The organism is Sphingobium sp. TomTYG65 (assembly GCF_055395525.1).
In genome coordinates this window covers 87,528-104,892 of record NZ_AP027330.1, presented here as the reverse complement: position 1 = coordinate 104,892, position 17,365 = coordinate 87,528, and the positions used below count along the sequence as shown (strand labels likewise).

The 17,365-nt window shown below is 64.1% G+C and carries 13 protein-coding genes; 3 read left to right on the top strand and 10 right to left on the bottom strand.

Annotated features, from left to right (window positions below; genetic code table 11):
* Positions 1-54: 54 nt before the first annotated feature.
* From cobA to ACZ5Y5_RS00480, 7 genes are all read right to left on the bottom strand, one after another.
* Positions 55-837, bottom strand: coding sequence for a uroporphyrinogen-III C-methyltransferase (gene cobA, locus ACZ5Y5_RS00510; RefSeq protein ID WP_464809271.1), 783 nt, complete (start codon positions 835-837; stop codon positions 55-57).
* Positions 824-3,436, bottom strand: coding sequence for a molybdopterin-dependent oxidoreductase (locus ACZ5Y5_RS00505; RefSeq protein ID WP_464809270.1), 2,613 nt, complete (start codon positions 3,434-3,436; stop codon positions 824-826). Before ACZ5Y5_RS00505 ends, cobA begins: the two co-directional genes overlap by 14 nt.
* A 114-nt stretch (positions 3,437-3,550) precedes the next feature.
* Positions 3,551-3,886 carry a nitrite reductase small subunit NirD gene (gene nirD, locus ACZ5Y5_RS00500; protein ID WP_464809269.1) on the bottom strand — a complete coding sequence of 112 codons (336 nt, stop codon included), beginning with the start codon at positions 3,884-3,886 and terminating at the stop codon, positions 3,551-3,553.
* A 5-nt stretch (positions 3,887-3,891) separates the two neighbouring features.
* Positions 3,892-6,399, bottom strand: a complete 2,508-nt coding sequence (gene nirB, locus ACZ5Y5_RS00495; RefSeq protein WP_464809268.1) for a nitrite reductase large subunit NirB — start codon at positions 6,397-6,399, stop codon at positions 3,892-3,894.
* Between the two features lie 285 nt (positions 6,400-6,684).
* On the bottom strand, positions 6,685-7,929 hold the full coding sequence (locus tag ACZ5Y5_RS00490; protein WP_464809267.1) for a nitrate/nitrite transporter: 1,245 nt from the start codon (positions 7,927-7,929) through the stop codon (positions 6,685-6,687).
* A gap of 250 nt (positions 7,930-8,179) precedes the next feature.
* Entirely contained in the window at positions 8,180-9,394 is a 1,215-nt protein-coding gene (locus tag ACZ5Y5_RS00485; RefSeq protein ID WP_464809266.1) for a CmpA/NrtA family ABC transporter substrate-binding protein, read from the bottom strand.
* Positions 9,391-9,972 carry an ANTAR domain-containing response regulator gene (locus ACZ5Y5_RS00480; protein WP_464809265.1) on the bottom strand — a complete coding sequence of 194 codons (582 nt, stop codon included), beginning with the start codon at positions 9,970-9,972 and terminating at the stop codon, positions 9,391-9,393. Before ACZ5Y5_RS00480 ends, ACZ5Y5_RS00485 begins: the two co-directional genes overlap by 4 nt.
* 187 nt (positions 9,973-10,159) lie before the next feature.
* Between ACZ5Y5_RS00480 and ACZ5Y5_RS00475 the strand changes: the two genes are divergently transcribed.
* Positions 10,160-11,740: an ABC-F family ATP-binding cassette domain-containing protein gene (locus tag ACZ5Y5_RS00475; RefSeq protein WP_464809264.1), complete on the top strand. Its 1,581-nt coding sequence runs from the start codon at positions 10,160-10,162 to the stop codon at positions 11,738-11,740.
* Here ACZ5Y5_RS00475 and ACZ5Y5_RS00470 read toward each other — a convergent pair.
* Genes ACZ5Y5_RS00470 through ACZ5Y5_RS00460 form a run of 3 tightly spaced genes read right to left on the bottom strand, consistent with a single transcriptional unit; the run spans position 11,734 to position 15,921 of the window.
* Positions 11,734-13,212 (bottom strand): DHA2 family efflux MFS transporter permease subunit, encoded by a 1,479-nt coding sequence (locus ACZ5Y5_RS00470; protein ID WP_464810554.1) that lies wholly within the window; start codon positions 13,210-13,212, stop codon positions 11,734-11,736. The two genes, ACZ5Y5_RS00475 and ACZ5Y5_RS00470, sit on opposite strands and share 7 nt — an antisense overlap.
* Before the next feature lie 56 nt (positions 13,213-13,268).
* Complete coding sequence (locus tag ACZ5Y5_RS00465) at positions 13,269-14,417, bottom strand: EmrA/EmrK family multidrug efflux transporter periplasmic adaptor subunit (RefSeq protein WP_464809263.1); 1,149 nt, start codon at positions 14,415-14,417, stop codon at positions 13,269-13,271.
* Positions 14,410-15,921, bottom strand: a complete 1,512-nt coding sequence (locus ACZ5Y5_RS00460) for an efflux transporter outer membrane subunit (RefSeq protein ID WP_464809262.1) — start codon at positions 15,919-15,921, stop codon at positions 14,410-14,412. The genes ACZ5Y5_RS00465 and ACZ5Y5_RS00460 overlap by 8 nt, the downstream gene beginning before the upstream one ends.
* A gap of 89 nt (positions 15,922-16,010) precedes the next feature.
* On the opposite strand from ACZ5Y5_RS00460, the gene ACZ5Y5_RS00455 reads away from it, so the two are divergent.
* Positions 16,011-16,682, top strand: coding sequence for a TetR/AcrR family transcriptional regulator (locus ACZ5Y5_RS00455; RefSeq protein ID WP_464809261.1), 672 nt, complete (start codon positions 16,011-16,013; stop codon positions 16,680-16,682).
* 52 nt (positions 16,683-16,734) lie between these two features.
* Entirely contained in the window at positions 16,735-17,364 is a 630-nt protein-coding gene (locus ACZ5Y5_RS00450; protein WP_464809260.1) for a response regulator transcription factor, read from the top strand.
* The last annotated feature ends 1 nt before the right edge of the window (position 17,365 follow it).

Sequence of the window (17,365 nt, the reverse complement as noted above, 5' to 3'; positions counted from 1 at the left end):
AACTAAGGTAGGGACATCGACAGGCTCAGGGCGAAGCTGCGGAGGGTCCAGAGTTCAGGCTTGCAGAGCGACGCTCGTCGCGACCTCCACAGGCATGGCCGTGCCCGCCACCGCTTCACCAATCAGAAGCAGGGTCGGATCTTCATCGCTGATCGTCGCTACCAGGAAGGCGAGCGCGGACAGCTTGCCGCGGATCAGCCGTTCGGTGGGAAGCGACACGTTGACCGCAACCATCACCGGCGTTTCGGGATCGCGCCCGGCGGCGATCATCTGGCGGCTGATCTCTCCAGCAGCGGCGCGGCCCATATAGATGCCGAGCGTGCCGCCAGGGCGAGCGAGCGCATCCCAATCGAGCTTCAGCGGCTCGCCAGCTTTCAGATGCGCCGTCACCAGCGTCAGGCCGCGCGCCACCCCGCGCAGGGTGAGCGAAGCGCTGCCGCTCGCCGCCGCTGCACTGGCAGTGGTGATGCCCGGGCAGATGTGGAAGCGTATGCCGTCAGCGGCGAGATGCTCCATCTCCTCGGCGGAGCGCCCGAAGATGGATGGGTCGCCCCCCTTCAGGCGCACGACGCGCTTGCCAGTCTTCGCGGCGGCGAGGAGAAGGTCGTTGATGCTCTCCTGCGCCTTGCTATGGCGACCCGAACGCTTCCCCACGCTGACCCGCTCGACACCTTCGGGGATCAGGTCGAGGACGCCGGGACCGACCAGCGCGTCGTAGAAGACAATATCCGCCGCCGCGATCAGCTTCTCCGCCTTGCGCGTCAGGAGGTCCGGGTCACCCGGCCCCGCGCCGACCAGCCATACTTCACCGGGAGCAATAAGGTCATTCGGCTGCATGGAGCGTCTCCTGCGGAATTTGGGCGAGGATGTTGGCGAGCGCGGGGCGGCACGATCCGCAATTGGTTCCCGCGCCGATCGCCTTGCCGATGGCAGGCACATCCACCAGGCTCTGCTCGCGGATGGCGGCCATGATCTGATTAAGGCCGATATCGAAGCAGACGCAGATGGTTGGCCCCTTGTCCGGCTGGTTGCCGGGACCCCGCGCAGCGAGGACCGACGCTCCCACGTCTTCGGCCTCCAGCTGGCTGATGAGCCAATCGCGTGAGGGAAGCAGGCCGGTCTTAGTGACGATAAGGATGCCCGCGAGCTTTCCATCCGCGATGATCGCCACACGGCGGGTGCCGCGCGTCATGTCGATGGCTTCGACCCGATCGCCCTTGGGCAGACAAGCTTCGAGGCGGGCGGCATCGCCATTTCCCGCGACTTCGTAGAGTGCGCCGCCCGGCACGGTGACGCGGGTCGCCCATAGGCAGGGCACTTTGGCGGGCTGCTCACCGCGCAGGATCAGGAAGCCCTTCCACTCCGTAGCCACCTTCTCGATACTGGCGGGAGTCAGCTTGAAGCCGGGCTGACCGGAATGCGGATCGACCAGCGGACGGGGCAGCAGGCCGGTGCGGCCGCCGGTCGAAATCTGGTCCGTCCAGTGGATCGGGGTGAAGATCTCGCCTCGGCGCTGGCCTTCGTTATAGCTGACGCGGAAGATGCTGTTGCCCTGCGCGGTCTGAACGCGGGCAAGGTCGCCGTCGAGGATGCCGAGTTCCTCCGCGTCTGCCGGGTGAATGTCCACCAGCGGCTCCTCGCGGTGACGGGCGAGCTTGGGCGAAAGGCCGGTGCGGGTCATGGTGTGCCACTGGTCGCGATAACGGCCGGTGTTGAGCGTCATCGGCCATGCTTTCAGTGGCTCTTGCAGGTCCATCTGCTTGGTGAGGACCAGCCGCGCCTTGCCGTCGGGAGTCGAAAAACGTCCATCGGCGAAGGGCTTCTCTCCACCCCAGCGGAAGGGCTCCATCGCGTCATAAGCATCATTGCCGATGGTAGCTTGGGCGCGCAGGTTGAGCACGCGCTGCCCGTCATTCTGATAAGCGGTCAGACGCGCATGCTCGCGCCAGATGTCGGCCGGCCGGTCATAGGCGAAGGCGTTGCGCCAGCCCATTCGACGGGCCACTTCCGTGACGATCCACCAATCGGGCTTCGCCTCGCCAGGCAGCGCCAGGAAAGGACGCTGGCGGCTGATGGTGCGGTCGGAATTGGTGACGGTGCCGTCCTTCTCACCCCAACCAGCGGCGGGCAAGCGGACGTCAGCATGCACGCTGCTGTCGGTGTCGGTCATGATGTCCGACACGACCAGGAACGGCACGGACTCCAGCGCTTCCCGCACGCGATTGGCGTCGGGCAGCGATACGGCGGGATTGGTCGCCATGATCCACAACGCCTTGATCCGGCCCTCGTTGATCGCGCGAAACAGGTCGACGGCCTTCAGACCCGGCTTGGTCGCCATCTTCGGCGCAGCCCAGAAGCGGCCGACACGCTCCACATTTTCCGGCGCGAAGTCCATGTGGCTGGCGAGCGTCGAGGCAAGCCCCCCGACTTCGCGGCCGCCCATCGCATTGGGCTGGCCCGTGATCGAAAAAGGCGCCGCGCCCGGCTTGCCGATGCGGCCGGTGGCAAGGTGGACGTTGATGATCGCGTTGACCTGATCCGTACCGCGGATCGACTGATTGATCCCCTGGCTGAACATCGTGACCGTGCGCGGGGTCGCGGCGAACAGCCTGAAGAACTGCTCCAGCAGCGCGGGCGCAATGTCGCAGGTCTTGGCGGTGGTCCACAGGTCATGGCCTGTGCGGATGTGCTCCCAGAAGCCCTCGGGGGCGTTCACATGATCGGCCATATAGGCAGGATCGATGATGCCTTCCTGCGCTACCCAAGCGAGCAGGCCGTTCATCAGCGCAACGTCGGTGCCGGGCTTGACCGGCAAATGTATGTCCGCACCTTCGCAGGTTTCGGTGCGGCGCGGATCGATCACGACCAGCTTGGTGCCGCGTTCGGCGCGGGCGGCCTGGATGCGCTGATAGACGATGGGGTGGCACCAGGCGGTGTTGGAGCCGACCAGCACGATCAGGTCCGCTTGCTCCAGATCCTCATAGCTGGCGGGCACCACATCCTCGCCGAAGGCGCGATTGTGACCAGCCACCGCGCTCGACATGCAGAGGCGGCTGTTGGTGTCGATGTTGGATGAGCCGATGAAGCCCTTCATCAGCTTGTTGGCGACATAATAGTCTTCGGTCATCAACTGACCCGAGACGTAGAAAGCCACGCTGTCAGGGCCATAGCGATCGATCGTTTCGCGGAACTTCTTCGCCACCGTGTCGAGCGCCTTGCCCCAGCTAGCCCGCTTGTCGCCGATCATCGGATGCAGCAGGCGGCCTTGCAGCCCCACCGTCTCGCCCAGATGCGTGCCCTTGGAGCAGAGGCGCCCGCCATTGGCCGGGTGCGCTTCGTCGCCCTTGATCGTCACCGACCGAGGTCCGGTCGGCGTGGCCGAAATGCCGCAACCGACGCCGCAATAGGCGCAGGTGGTGCGGATGGCCTCAGTCATGCTCTTACCTCTTCTTCCCGAGGAACAAGAATTGGGTGGAGGCGCATGCCGCAAGGGATGGCCAGCAGGCTGCCCCCACCCAGATCCCCGCCGTTATGGCTGGGGACCGGAAGCTCACGCAGCCGCCTTGAGCGCCGTAGGACGAGCGATCAGGATGCGATCGCTCTCTTGGCGGACCTCAATGGTCGGCGTGCAGCCTTCGTCCGCGCCCTGCGCCTCGCCCGTTTTCAGGGCGATGTTCCAGTTGTGCAGCGGACAGGCGACGCTGTGGCCATGGACGATGCCCTGGCTCAACGGCCCCTTCTTGTGCGGGCATTCATTGACCAGCGCGAAAACATGGTCGTCGCCGGTGCGGAACACCGCGATTTCCTTTTCCCCGGCAATCTGCACCGTGCGGGCGCCGCGCTGGGGAATGTCGGCCAGCGTTCCGATGTCGATCCAGTCGGTCATGTCGTTCACTCCGCAGCGATGGCGATGGGTTCAAGCGGCTGGTGCAGTTCGGCGTCCGCACCGGCTGCGCGCTGCGCCCAGGGATCATCCTGAGAGAAGCTCTGCGAATAGAGGAACCGGCTGCGGAGCGCCTCGCGGCCGGCCTCATCTTCCACGATCCGGCTCTTGATATATTCGACCCCCACGCGCTCGATCCACGGCGCGGTGCGTTCCAGATAGCGCGCTTCCTCGCGGTACAGCTGGATGAAGGCAGCGCAATAATCGAGCGCTTCCTGCTCGGTCGCGACCTTGCACAGCAGGTCGGTGGCCCGGACATGGATGCCGCCATTGCCGCCGACATGCAGTTCATAGCCTGAGTCCACGCAGACCACGCCGAAATCCTTGATCGTCGCCTCCGCACAATTGCGGGGGCAGCCGGATACGGCGATCTTGAACTTGTGGGGCATCCACGACCCCCAGGTCATCCGCTCCGTCTTGACGCCAAGGCCGGTGGAGTCCTGCGTGCCGAAGCGGCACCATTCCGACCCAACGCAGGTCTTCACCGTGCGCAGCGACTTGCCATAGGCGTGACCCGACACCATCCCCGCGGCATTCAGGTCGGCCCAAACGGCGGGCAGGTCTTCCTTCTTGATGCCGAAAATGTCGAGACGCTGGCCACCGGTCACCTTCACCATCGGCGCATCATATTTCTCGACCACATCGGCGATCGCGCGCAATTCACGTGGATTGGTCAGGCCGCCCCACATGCGCGGGACCACCGAGTAAGTACCGTCCTTCTGGATGTTGGCGTGCATGCGCTCATTGACGAAGCGGCTCTGCTGATCGTCGACATATTCGCCGGGTAGCGCGCAGAGCAGATAATAGTTGAGCGCGGGGCGGCAGGAGGAGCAGCCATCCGGCGTGGACCAGTGCAGCTTCTGCATCACCTCGGGGATCGAACGCATATTCTGCGCCACGATCTCGCGGCGGACATCGTCATGGCCGAAGCTGGTGCACTTGCACAGCGTCTTGGGACCCCACGGGACGTCATCGCCCAAAACTACCGCCAGCAGGTTTTCCACCAAGCCCGTGCAACTGCCGCAGCTTGCGGAAGCCTTGCAGCTGCCGCGAACAGCATCGAGGCTGCAATTGCCCGCTTCGATGCAAGCGACGACCTGGCCCTTGCTGACGCCGTTGCAGCCGCAGATCTCGGCATCATCCGAGAGCGCCGCAACGGCCGCCTTAGGGTCCAGCGCGCCTCCTCCCGAGGCGAAAGCCTGGCCGAAGATCAGCAGGTCGCGGATGTCGGCGACATCCTCTTCGCGCTTCAGCAGGTCGAAATACCAGCCGCCATCGACGGTATCGCCATAGAGCACCGCGCCGATGATCTTGTCGTCCTTAACGACAACGCGCTTGTAGACCCCGCGCGAGGCGTCGCGCAGGACGATGTCCTCGCAGCCCTCGCCGCCCGAGAAATCGCCAGCCGAGAAGACATCCAGACCGGCGACCTTGAGCTTGGTCGAAGTGACCGAGCCCTTATAGCCGGTGTGCTGGTCGGTGAGGCCGTCGGCGAGGCTGCGGCACATGTCCCACAGCGGCGCGACGAGGCCGTAGACATTACCGTCATGCTCGACGCATTCGCCGACCGCGAGGACATCAGGGTCGCTCGTGACCATGTGGTCGTCGACCTTGATGCCGCGATTGACTTCCAGACCAGCTTCGCGCGCCAGAGCGGTCGAGGGGCGGATGCCGACCGCCATCACCACCAGGCTCGCCGGAATTTCGCGGCCGTCCTTCAGGCGGACGCCCTCGACCTTGCCGTCGCCGTAAATCTCGTCGGTATTAGCCCCGGTCAGGATGGTCTGGCCGCGCCCTTCCAGCGCGGTCTTGAGCAGCCAGCCCGCCGCTTCATCGAGCTGCCGCTCCATCAGCGTGTCCATGAGGTGAATGACGGTCACCTTCATGCCGCGCAGGGTCAGGCCATGCGCGGCTTCCAGGCCGAGCAGACCGCCGCCGATCACCACCGCACTGCCGCCGTTATTCGCGGCTTCCAGCATGGTGTCGACATCCTTCATGTCGCGGAAGCTGATGACACCGGGCAGATCCTTCCCCGGAACCGGGATAATGAAGGGATCCGACCCGGTGGCGATCAACAGCTTGTCATAGCCAACAGTGCGACCCGACTGGCTCGTGACGGTCTTGGCGGTGCGGTCTATCGCCGTCACCGGATCACCCGCGATCAGCTCGATATTATTTTCCGAGTACCATTCGCGGCTGTTGATGATGATGTCATCAAAGCTCTTTTCCCCGGCCAGGACCGGCGAGAGCATGATGCGGTTATAGTTCACATAAGGCTCTGCACCGAAGATGGTGACGCGATAGCGCCCCGCATCGCGTGCCAGCAGTTCCTCGATCGCGCGGCAACCGGCCATACCGTTGCCGACAACCACCAGATGTTCACGAACATCGTCCGAAGGCACGAAGATTTCCTCTTCGTTGGCCGTCTCCGGTCCGCTGTTTTTCTGAAAATCCATCCCTTGACTCCAGAATAAAAAAAGCCGCCATCCGGACCCCTGGGCTTTGAACCCAGAGGTCTGGATGGCGGCTTTGCCATCATTAACGTCTCTACTGCCCATCAGCGGGCGGCTTCGACTATGGTAGAAGGACAACCTCGTCCTTTGCATCGCAGCATAAGCGAAAGGCAGGGAGGGTCAAGCGATTCCTTCGGCTAATTTCCCAAACCACCTGCTCTTTCGCAGATGCAAAAGGACGGCGGCTCCTCTTTCGAGTGCCGCCGCCTCCCCTCCACGTAACTTGTATCAGATGCGCGCGCCGCTGCTCCATGTTGCGCGCCAGCGGGCACGGACCAGCGAGATGCCGAGGAAAGCGACCACGGCAAGGCCCGCGAAGATCAGGAAGCCCGGTGCGAAGCTGCCGGTGAACTGCTTGGCGATGCCCAGCGACGACGCAAGATAGAAGCCGCCAATGCCGCCAGCCATTCCGACCAGCCCGGTCATGACACCGATTTCCTCTTGGAACCGCTGAGGCACGAGCTGGAACACCGAGCCGTTGCCGATGCCGAGCGCGAGCATCGCGGCGACGAACAGACCAAGCGCCGAGAAGAGCGTCGGGGCGTAAGCAACACCGGCCAGCGCCAGGGCAGCAGCGATATAGACCATCATCAGCGCCTTCACGCCGCCGATCTTGTCAGCCAGCGCCCCACCCATCGGACGGACCAGCGAGCCAGCGAAGACGCAACCTGCCGTGCAGTAGCCCGCGACGATCGGGGTGAGGCCGAACTGATCGGTGAAGTAGATGGGGAGCGACGCGGCCAGTCCGACAAATCCGCCGAACGTCACTGAGTAAAAGCCCATCAGCCACCAGGCGTCGGCGCTCTTCAGGGGGCGAAAATAGTCCGTCAGCTTCTTGGGCGCGGGCGCGTTCGGCGCGTTCTTCGCCATAATCATGTAGGCGATGAAAACGATGGTCAGCGGAATGCAGGCAAGACCCAGCACCGAGTTCCAGCCGAACAGCTTGGCCAGCACCGGCGCGAAGAGCGAGGCGAGCACTGTGCCCGAATTGCCCATGCCGGCGAGGCCCATGGCCTTGCCCTGATGCTCTGGCGGATACCAGCGGCTCGCCAGCGGCAGCGCGATGGCGAAGGACGCACCGGCAAAGCCCAGGATCACGCCCAGCGCCAACGTGCCGCCAAAGCTGTTAACGCCCATGAACCACGCAGCGAAGAGGCCAAGGATAACAATCACCTGGCTGATCGCGCCGGCCTGCTTGCAGCCAATGCGATCGACCAACAGGCCGTTGACGACGCGCAGCAGCGCGCCCGCCAGCGTGGGGACGGCGACCATCAACCCCTTTTCAGCGGGCGTCAGGCCCAGCGTCTTCGAAATCGACGGCGCGAGGGGACCGAGCAGCACCCACACCATGAAGGCAAGGTCGAAATAGAGGAAAGCGGCGATCAGCGTCGGCGTGTGGCCAGCTTTCCAGAAGCTGGTCGGAGCCGCCTGCCCCTCTGCGCCTTTCTCGCTGTCCCAATAAGCAGTTGCCATGATGACGTCCTTCAATCTTGTGAAATGGACACAAAAAAAGCCGCTCTCCGGACGCTCGTTCTTCACGAGATCCGGCCAGCGGCTTTGCTGCAAATTCTGTTTGAGGAGAGCCCGACCCCATCCTTGGGCGTGCTCATCCATAAACGCGCTTCGTCGCGCGATCTTGATCTTATCTAATGATTCGTTTCATGTTGCAAGGCACAATTTTTTCGCAGAAGCGGACCACTCCGCCCGCTGCGTCAGGCCCGGGCTAAAAACTCGCCAGAAAATCCTCTATTCTTTCGGGATCGAACACGCGTCCATCGAAGAACCTGTCCGGCCCCAACGTCAGTTCACCGCGCTTCGATCCCACGGCCAGCGGCGTGGCAACCGCGCCTTCCACCTTCATGCTGGCTCCGGGGATCGGCACATTGCTTTCCGCGAGCGCCCGGCGGAAAATGTCGGGGCGGAATACCGACCCGGCCTTAGCTACATTCTCCGGCGTATGCTCCACCATCTTCCAACGGACCATCTGCGAATAGAGCCAGAGCGCCTGACTGCGCCACGGGAAGGGCGTGGCCTCCCGAGAAAAAAGCATGAAGTCCGGCATTTCCAGCGGCGGCATGTCGGCCCGCGCTGTGATGCGGCCGGACAGTGCACGCAGGATGAGGTCGGCGGGCTGATCGACGAAATGCGGCTGGGATAGCAGATGCGCCAACGCTTCATGGTTGACGGGCTCATCGCACCAGGCCGCCGCCCTTACCAGCGCCCGGATCAGACCATCCACGGCTTGCGGATTTTCCTCAAGCCAGGGCGTGCGGAAGGCCAGCACCTTTTCGACGCCGCGCTGCCAGATACGCTCGCCAATCGCGACTGCTTCGGCCAGATCGGCATCTACCGCCGCGCTGCCCCAAGGCTCGCCCGCGATGAAGCCGTCAATTTCGCCCGCGCGCATGGCTTCTACCGTCAGCGAAGGCGGCACGACGCGCAGCAGCACGTCCCGGTCGGGATCGACACCCGCGCTTGCCAGCCAATAACGCAGCATGACAGCGTGGCTGGAAAAACGATGGACGATGCCGATCACGGGCTTGCGTTTCCAAAGCCCAATGGCGGCGGCGAAATCATGCGCCGTTCCCAGCGGATCATCCAGCCTGGCGGCGACGTCCGGATCGAGCGCTTGGGCGAATTCCTTCGCCATCACCAGCATATTGCCGTTGACGTTGAGCTTGTAAGGCGCAGAGAGCGGCGCGGGCTGCTGGCTGAGGCCCAGCGTGACGGCGATGGCGAGCGGCGCCAGCATATGCGCGGCCTGCACCTGCCCGAAGACCAGCCGGTCACGTAGCGTCGCCCAACTGGTGGTGCGGACAAGGTCGAGCGCGATGCCCTCTTCCTCAGCGAAGCCCTTTTCCCGCGCTACCGCCAGCACGGCGGAATCGGTCAGCGGCAGATAGGCAATGCGCAGCGCTGTCGTCCCAATGCTCGTCATAGCCCCCCTCCCAACAGGTCGCTGGCCGTGATCAGGGCCTGCGCGACATCCACGATCTTCTTTCCCTGGTTCATCGCACTCGAACGCAACAACGCGTATGCGTCGGGTTCGTTGAGGCCGCGCTGGCTCATCAGGATGGACTTGGCGCGGTCGATGATCTTCCGGTCAGACAGCGCGGTACGCGCTTCGTCCAGTTCGGTCTGCAACCGGGCAAAAGCGTTGAAACGGCGCACCGCCAGTTCCAGCACCGGTTTCACCCGCTCCTTGCGCAGGCCATCGACGACATAGGCGGACACGCCTGCGTCTATCGCAGCGCCGATCATCGATTCATCTGACTGATCGACGAACATGGCGATCGGCCGGGCAAGCGCACGGCTGACCGAAAGCATTTCCTCCAACGTGTCGCGGCTGGGGCTGCCAAGGTCCATCAGCACCACGTCGGGCGCCATGCGTTCGAGCCGCGCGACGAAGCCGCCGCGCGGGGGAACGATATGGATATCGTCATAGCCCGCCTCGCGCAGTCCTTCTTCCAGAACCGTCGCGCGCAGGCCGCTGTCATCGATGATGACGATTCGCATCTGACCCAGCCCTTTTGGCCCTTCAGTGACCGCGATGCTGCGCCGCGTCAATCGGTGCCGGTTGGCCCCGGTTGCCATCGCGTCGCCGCTGCTATATTAGCACAGGCCAGTTTCCGGAGGATCATCAACATGGACATGCACCTGATCGCGCAGCCCCAACGCTCTGCTTTCAGGAAGTTTTTTGTCCATGCCCGCCATCATCCTCTCTCGCCTAAGCTGGTCCACGCCTGACGGCACCACGGTCCTTTCGGATCTCGATTTTCGTTTCACTTCCGAGCGGATCGGACTTGTCGGGCGCAATGGCGTCGGCAAATCGACGCTGCTCGCCATCATCGCACGCAGGCTGAAGCCAAGCGGCGGAACCGTCCAGATCGACGGCACCCTGGCCGAACTGCGCCAGACCGTGCAGGTCAGCCCTGGCGAAACAATCGCCGATCTGTTCGGCGTGCGGGAGGCAATAGCCCTGCTCGCCAAGGCAGAGCGGGGGGACGCCACAGTCGACGAATTGGAGGCGTGCGACTGGACGCTGCCGGCCCGGATGGAGGAAGCGCTGGCGGAGGTCGGCCTCACCGCCGGCCCGGACACGGAGCTGGATAAACTGTCCGGTGGCCAACGCACGCGGGCGGCGCTTGCCGCAGCCGTCTTCGCCAAACCGGACTTCCTTCTCCTGGACGAGCCGACCAACAATCTGGATGCGGAAGGCCGAACCGCGCTCATTGCGCTGCTGGGACGCTGGCGTGCGGGAGCGATCATTGTCAGCCATGACCGCACCCTGCTGGAGGAGATGGATGCGATTGCCGAACTGACCAGCTTGGGCATCAGCCGTCACGGAGGGAACTTTTCATCCTGGCAGGCGCGCAAGGCGGTCGAACTCGCAGCGGCGGAGCAGGACCTAGCCCAGGCCGAAAGGCGGATGAAAGACGTCGCCAAGCGAACGCAGACCGCGACTGAGCGCAAGCAACGGCGCGATGCCGCAGGCGCGCGAAAAGGAGCGAAGGGCGATATGCCGCGCATCCTGATCGGCATGCGCAAGGACCGGGCCGAGGGTTCAGGCGGCGAAGCGGCCCGACTTGCGGAGCGCTTGCGGCTGGAGGCCACCGAGGCCGCAAGTGCTGCACGCGAGCGGATCGAACGGGTCGAGAGTCTGACGGTCACGCTGCCGTCCACGGGACTATCGGCCGGCCAACGGGTCGTCGTGCTGGACCATATCACAGCCGGTCATGCTGGGCGCAAACCAGTGCTCGACGGCTTTTCCCTAAATGTCACTGGACCGGAGCGGATCGCCATTACAGGGGCCAACGGCATAGGCAAATCAACGCTGCTGCATGTCATCGCGGGCACCCTGCCCCCGCTGTCCGGACACATCGAGCGGCGGGTCGATTGCGCGCTGCTCGACCAGCGCGTCGACCTGCTCGACCCGCAGTCCAGCATCGCCGACAATTTCTCGCGTCTGCACCCCCAAGCCACGCATAATGAAGTGCGAGCCGCGCTAGCGCGTTTCCGGTTCCGGGCGGATCTCGCGCTACAAAGTGCAGGGAGCCTTAGCGGCGGGCAGTTGCTGCGCGCGGGCCTCGCCTGCGTGCTGGGTGGCGCGGCGCTACCGCCGCTGCTGATGCTGGACGAACCGACCAATCACCTCGACCTCGACAGCATCACAGCGATCGAACAGGGGCTGGCTGGCTATGACGGCGCGCTGATCGTCGTGAGCCATGACGAGCCGTTCCTGCGCGCCATCGGCATAAATCGGGAAATCCGCCTCGGTCAGTGAGCCGCCGACATGTCCACCCGGGCGGTCGGCTTGGGCGCGATCCAGACCAGCGCGCCTGCAAGGAACAGGACCAGCGCGGCGACGAAGAAGACATGGTTCATCGACAGCACGGTCGATTGCTGATCGACCAGATCGGCAATCATCTGCGGCGTCTGTGCCGCCGATATGCCGGTCCCCGCCAGCGAGGAGCCTACGCCCGGATCAAGCGCGGACACCAGTTCGTTGCGCGCGACACGCTGGCCATTGCCCCAGCCGGTAAGGACGATCGACGTCGAGATCGCGACTGCAAGGGTTCGCAGGAAGCTTTGCATGCCCGCTGCCGAAGCGGTTTCCTCCGGCGGTACCGAGCCCAGGGTCAGCGTCGTCAGCGGGATCATGAAGAAGGGCATGGCAAAGCCTTGAACGACCTGCGGCAACGACAGCGTCCAGAAATCAGCCGTGCTGGTCCAGCTCGATCGCCACATGGTGACGATCCCCATCCAGATCACCGACCCCGATATCAGGAAGCGCACGTCGATCTTCCCCACTGCACGCCCAGCGAAGGGAGCGGCGAAGATCGCGGTCATCGCGGTGAAGGCAGTGACGAAGCCTGCCGAATAGGCCGTATAGCCCATCGACATTTGCAGCCATTGCGGAATGATGACGATGCCGGCGAAATAAGCGCCGAAGCACAGCGACAGGGTGATCACGCCCGATGTGAAGCCGATATGGCGGAATACCCGCAAATCGACGATCGGATGTTCCTCCGTCAATTCCCATATGATGAAGACGAGGAAGCCGATTGCCGCCATCACGGCCAACGCGACGATCATCGGATCGCCGAACCAGTCATGATCGCGCCCGGTGTCCAGCATGATCTGAAGGCATCCGATCCAGAAGATCAGCAGGCCAAGACCGATATAGTCGATCGGCAGCTTATGCCGCTCGGTTTCCACCGGCCCCAGCAACGCCATCGCCGCGAAGACGCAAACGGCTGCGATCGGCAGGTTGATGAAGAAGATCCAGTGCCAGCTCCAATTGTCGCTGATATAGCCGCCGATGATCGGCCCCACCGCCGGCCCCGCCAGCGTGGTCATCGCCCACAGCCCCATGACCTTTGCCCGTTGTTCCGGCGGATAGATGCGCATCAGCAGCGTCTGCGACATGGGCATCAGCGGACCGCCGCACAGCCCCTGCCCGATGCGGCAGGCGACGATCATGCCGAGCGTGGTCGACAGGCCGCACAGCAAGGAGAACAGCCCGAAGCCGATCATGCCCCAGGTAAAAAGGCGCACCGTCCCGAACCGCTGGGCCAGCCAGCCGGTCAGCGGCACGCAGATCGCCTCCGCCACAGCGTAGGATGTGATGATCCAAGTACCCTGGTCAGGCGAAATGCCGAGGTTCCCCGCGATGTGCGGCACCGACACGTTCGCGATCGTCAGGTCCAGAACGACCATGAAATTGCTGAACGCCAGCACCAGCCCGGCCAGCATGCGCTGGCGCGGGTTCAGGGGGAAGGTTTCGGCCTGGCCGGTCACCGCAAGGCTCCTCAATCGCCCGACAGATCGATTTCGACTTCGGTCGAAAGCCCCACACGAAGCGGATGCGCGGCGAGTTCCTTGGGATCAAGCGCGATACGCACCGGCAGGCGCTGAACCACCTTGATCCAGTTGCCAGTCGCGTTCTGCGCCGGGATCAGCGCCAAGGACGATCCGGTGCCGCCTGAAAAACCGACAACCTTGCCATGATAGACCACATCGCCGCCGTAGATGTCCGCGATGACGGTGGCGGGCATTCCGATGCGAACGCGGCGCAGCTGCCGTTCCTTGAAATTGGCATCGACATAGACCTGAGCCAGCGGAACGATGCTCATGATCGGCGTACCTTGCGCGACCCGCTGGCCGACCTGCACCTGGCGGCGCGTGACGACACCGTCGATGGGCGCGCGAATGATCGTGCGTTCAAGGTCCAACCGGGCATTTTCCAGCTTCGCCTTCGCCGCGAGTACGGCGGGATCGGTTTCGACCGTCGAACCACGCACCAGCGCATCATTGGCGGCGAGCTGCCCTTCAGCCGCGCCTTGGGTGGCCCTGGCGGTCGCCACGCCCGCGCGCGCCTGCTCGAGACCCGCACGTGCAGCGGCAAACGCCTTGCGCGCGCTGGTGACTTCGTCGCCCGAAACCGCGCCTTCGGGGGCAAGCGCCTCACGCCGCTGCAGGTCCACGCGCGCCTTGTCATAATCGGCCTGCGCGGCCGCGAGCTGAGCGTTCGCCTGCGCGATATCCGCTCCGCGCGCCTGCACCTGCGCAGCCAGCGAGCTGCTGGTCGCGGAAGTCTGGCGGAAGCGGCGGCGCGCCTCGGCAAGATCGGCTTCCGCCTGCGCCAGCGCGATGCGCGCATTGGTGGGATCAAGCCGGACCAATATGTCGCCGCGCTTCACAGCCTGCGTGTCCGTCACCCGCACCTCGACCGCCTGCGCGGAGATAAGCGGCGTCACCTGCGCGATTTCCGCATTCACATAGGCATTGTCGGTGCTGACATGATTGCGCCCGATCAGCACATAATAAAGGCCATAGAGCGCCCCGATGATGAGCACCGCCAGCCCTAGGCGGACCAGCCACTTCTTGCGCTGCTCCATCCGCGCGCTCTTCTCGGCCGGGACGGTTTCGGACATGAATTCGGGGGCTGCGTCAGCCATTGGAAAGGTCCTTGGACGAAGTGGCGCTGGCGACAAAGCCGCCGCCCAGCGCGCGAATGAGAGCAATGTCGAGCGTGAATGCGGTGGCTTCCAGTTCCGCGACGGACTGGCGCGCCGCAAGCAGCTGGTCTTCGACATTCAGCACATCAAGATAGGTGAAAAGGCCGCCCTGATATCGCTTCTGCGCGATCGCATAGGCTTCTTCCGAAGCGGCAAGCGCAGCACGCGCTTCCGTCAGCCGTTGATCCAATATGCGCCTGCCGGTGACGGCGTCAGCGACCTGCTGATAAGCGCCGAGTACCGTCTTGTCATAATTGGCGACCGCTTCGTCAAATGCCGCGCGCGCGCCGCGATAGCGCCCCCTCAATTCGCCACCATGGAAGATCGGCAGGCTGACCGCCGGGCCGACATTTCCGAACAGCGAATCCTTGCTGAACAGCGTGTCGAGGAAGGAGCGCGGACCCGTCACTGATTGATCGATAAAGGAGGTGTTGTATCCAAGCGACTGGACACCCACGAGCGCACTCAACCGGATCGCCGGAAAGAAATCCGCGCGCGCAACCTTGATGCGCTTGGCCGCCGCCTCCGTCCGGGCGAGCGCGGCGGCGATGTCGGGGCGGCGCGCGACAAGGTTGGTGGTGACGTCGGCGGGCAGGCCGAGCGGAGAGAGATTGCCGAGCCGGGGCTCCGAGATCGCAAGCCCGCGGTCAGGACCCGCGCCGATCAGCGCCGCGATCTGATGACGCCGGACGGCGATGGACTGATCGATGCCAGCGAGCGCCGCCCGCGCAGAGGCAACCGTGGCATCCGCCTGCCGGACGCTGCCGCGGGTTTCCAGGCCATTGCGCTGCCGCTGCGTCACCAGCTTCTGGCTGGCGGACCGGATGTCGAGCGCCCGCTGCTGGATCGCGCGTTGATCATAGAGCCGCGCGAGATCGGCATAGGCGTCCGCAACCCCGGTGGTCAGCGCCAGCCGCGCCTGCTGCGCATCGATGCGCGCCGCATCCGCTTCCGATGTGGCTGCGGCCAGCGCTGCGCGATTCCTCCCCCACAAGTCGAGGTCGAAATTAAAGTCCAGCGCGACCCGTCCGGTGCCGAGCCACCCCTTGGGCACGAAATCCTTGGGGAAGCCCATATTGTAGCTCTGCTTGGTCGCGTCGGCCGAGGCATTCAGATCGACCGAGGGGAGCAGCGGCGCTCCGGCCTGTTGCGCCGCGGCGGACGCTTGGCGGAAACGGGCGGCGGCGGCGGCCATGTCAGGCGAGGCGGCCAGCCCCTCCTCCATGAACGCATCCAGTTGAGGGTCGCCATAGACCTTCCACCAAGCTTCGTCGGGCCAGAGCGCACTGCCCTGCCCCAACGTTTGAAAAGCCGCGACGCTTTCTGCCGTGCGGGGCGTGGGCGCGGGTCCGAGATCAGGGACGGATGCACAGCCGGCCAGGGCCAGCATCGCCGCTGCAGATACTGCCGTGCGTGAAGATAAGATGGAACGACTCACCGACATAGAAAACCGTACTGACTGGTATGAAAAATGCCCTTGCTCCTGCTGCAAGGCCTTGTCAATAAAAATATCGTACTATATGGTACGCTTTTATGACAGAATCGACGGAAGCCCCCTGTTTGTCCCGCCGCGAAGCGCGACGCCGCGATCGGCGCGGCGCTATAATCGCAGTGGCGCGTCGATCGTTCCTCGAAAATGGCTATGCCGCGACCACCATGTCCTCCATCGCTGCCGAACTTGGCGGATCGAAGGGCACGCTATGGAGCTATTTCCCGGGCAAGGAGGAATTGTTCGCCGCCGTCTTGCGGGACGCGACGGAAACCTATCATGCCAGCCTGATCCAGCTGCTCGACCCGGCCGGGGAGCTTGAACCCACGCTGCTGCGCTTCAGCCATGATCTGCTGCGCAAGGTGACATCGCCCGAAGCGATCGCGCTGCACCGGCTCGTCGCGGCGGAGGCGAATCGCTTCCCGGAAATGGGCGCGATCTTCCTGGAGCTGGCGCCACTGCACACGCGCAATCTGCTGGCGCACTTTCTGGAAGGCTGCATGGAGCGCGGCCGGTTGCGGCGCGACGATCCGCAATTGGCGGCAAGGACTCTGGTCGTCCTAACCCTGTCAGGCTGTCACCAGCAGATGATCTGGGGCAATAGCGAGCCGCCCTCTGCAGAGCAGGTCCAGGCGGACGTCGCCTATGCCGTCGATTGTTTTTTGCGCGCCTATGCGCCTGACGCGGCAATTGCGTTACAGGCAAGCGCGCATTAACCATTTATTTGCCTGGTTATCCTAGATCAAGGTGTGCCAGGAGATGCACGCCATGCAGTTTTTCAAGCCCAGCGTCAGCGCCGCTCGGCGGGACGAGGACAGCGACAGGACCGGGACCGGCGTTCCGCAGCGCCGCCGCCGCTTGCTGTTGATCGATGAGGATGACACCGCTCGCGCGGTGATGGCGCGCCGTCTGTCGCATCTGAACTACGATGTCGCGCTCGCGGAAAACGGGTTTGTGGCGCTGAACCGCCTGCTTGCCCGTCCCGTCGACGTCATCCTGATCGACATGAGCCTCGTCATTCTGCCCGGCATCGCCACGATGAAAAAGATCCGCGCCGCCGGATTGGCTGGCCAGGCCAGTTTCGTCATGATCACCGGGCGTCATGACAGCATCAGCGTGGTGGAAGCGCTGGAGGCAGGGGCCGACGATCATATCACCAAGCCGTTCGACTTCGACGTGCTGGACGCGCGGCTCCGCCACTTGTGCCAGCGCGCCGACGAACTGAGCGCGCTCGCCCGACATAATGCCGAACTGGATGCCCGCATCGCCCGGCGGGCGGTGGAGTTGGGCGAAACGCGCGATGCCCTGCAGGAATTACAGGCCGACCGGGCGCGGCTGGTCTCATCGATCCAGGCCTTGAACGAAGAAATTGCGCGATTGAGCGCGAGCCGGGCCTGAC

Excerpts from the sequence above, each read along its gene's own strand:
- cobA (WP_464809271.1), bottom strand. The coding sequence starts at position 837 with ATGCAGCCGAATGACCTTATTGCTCCCGGTGAAGTATGGCTGGTCGGC.
- ACZ5Y5_RS00505 (WP_464809270.1), bottom strand. The coding sequence starts at position 3,436 with ATGACTGAGGCCATCCGCACCACCTGCGCCTATTGCGGCGTCGGTTGC.
- ACZ5Y5_RS00480 (WP_464809265.1), bottom strand. The coding sequence starts at position 9,972 with ATGCGAATCGTCATCATCGATGACAGCGGCCTGCGCGCGACGGTTCTG.
- nirB (WP_464809268.1), bottom strand. The coding sequence starts at position 6,399 with ATGGATTTTCAGAAAAACAGCGGACCGGAGACGGCCAACGAAGAGGAA.
- ACZ5Y5_RS00470 (WP_464810554.1), bottom strand. The coding sequence starts at position 13,212 with ATGCTGGCCGGGCTGGTGCTGGCGTTCAGCAATTTCATGGTCGTTCTG.
- ACZ5Y5_RS00460 (WP_464809262.1), bottom strand. The coding sequence starts at position 15,921 with ATGTCGGTGAGTCGTTCCATCTTATCTTCACGCACGGCAGTATCTGCA.
- ACZ5Y5_RS00485 (WP_464809266.1), bottom strand. The coding sequence starts at position 9,394 with ATGACGAGCATTGGGACGACAGCGCTGCGCATTGCCTATCTGCCGCTG.
- nirD (WP_464809269.1), bottom strand. The coding sequence starts at position 3,886 with ATGACCGACTGGATCGACATCGGAACGCTGGCCGACATTCCCCAGCGC.
- ACZ5Y5_RS00455 (WP_464809261.1), top strand. The coding sequence starts at position 16,011 with ATGACAGAATCGACGGAAGCCCCCTGTTTGTCCCGCCGCGAAGCGCGA.
- ACZ5Y5_RS00490 (WP_464809267.1), bottom strand. The coding sequence starts at position 7,929 with ATGGCAACTGCTTATTGGGACAGCGAGAAAGGCGCAGAGGGGCAGGCG.
- ACZ5Y5_RS00475 (WP_464809264.1), top strand. The coding sequence starts at position 10,160 with ATGCCCGCCATCATCCTCTCTCGCCTAAGCTGGTCCACGCCTGACGGC.
- ACZ5Y5_RS00450 (WP_464809260.1), top strand. The coding sequence starts at position 16,735 with ATGCAGTTTTTCAAGCCCAGCGTCAGCGCCGCTCGGCGGGACGAGGAC.
- ACZ5Y5_RS00465 (WP_464809263.1), bottom strand. The coding sequence starts at position 14,417 with ATGGCTGACGCAGCCCCCGAATTCATGTCCGAAACCGTCCCGGCCGAG.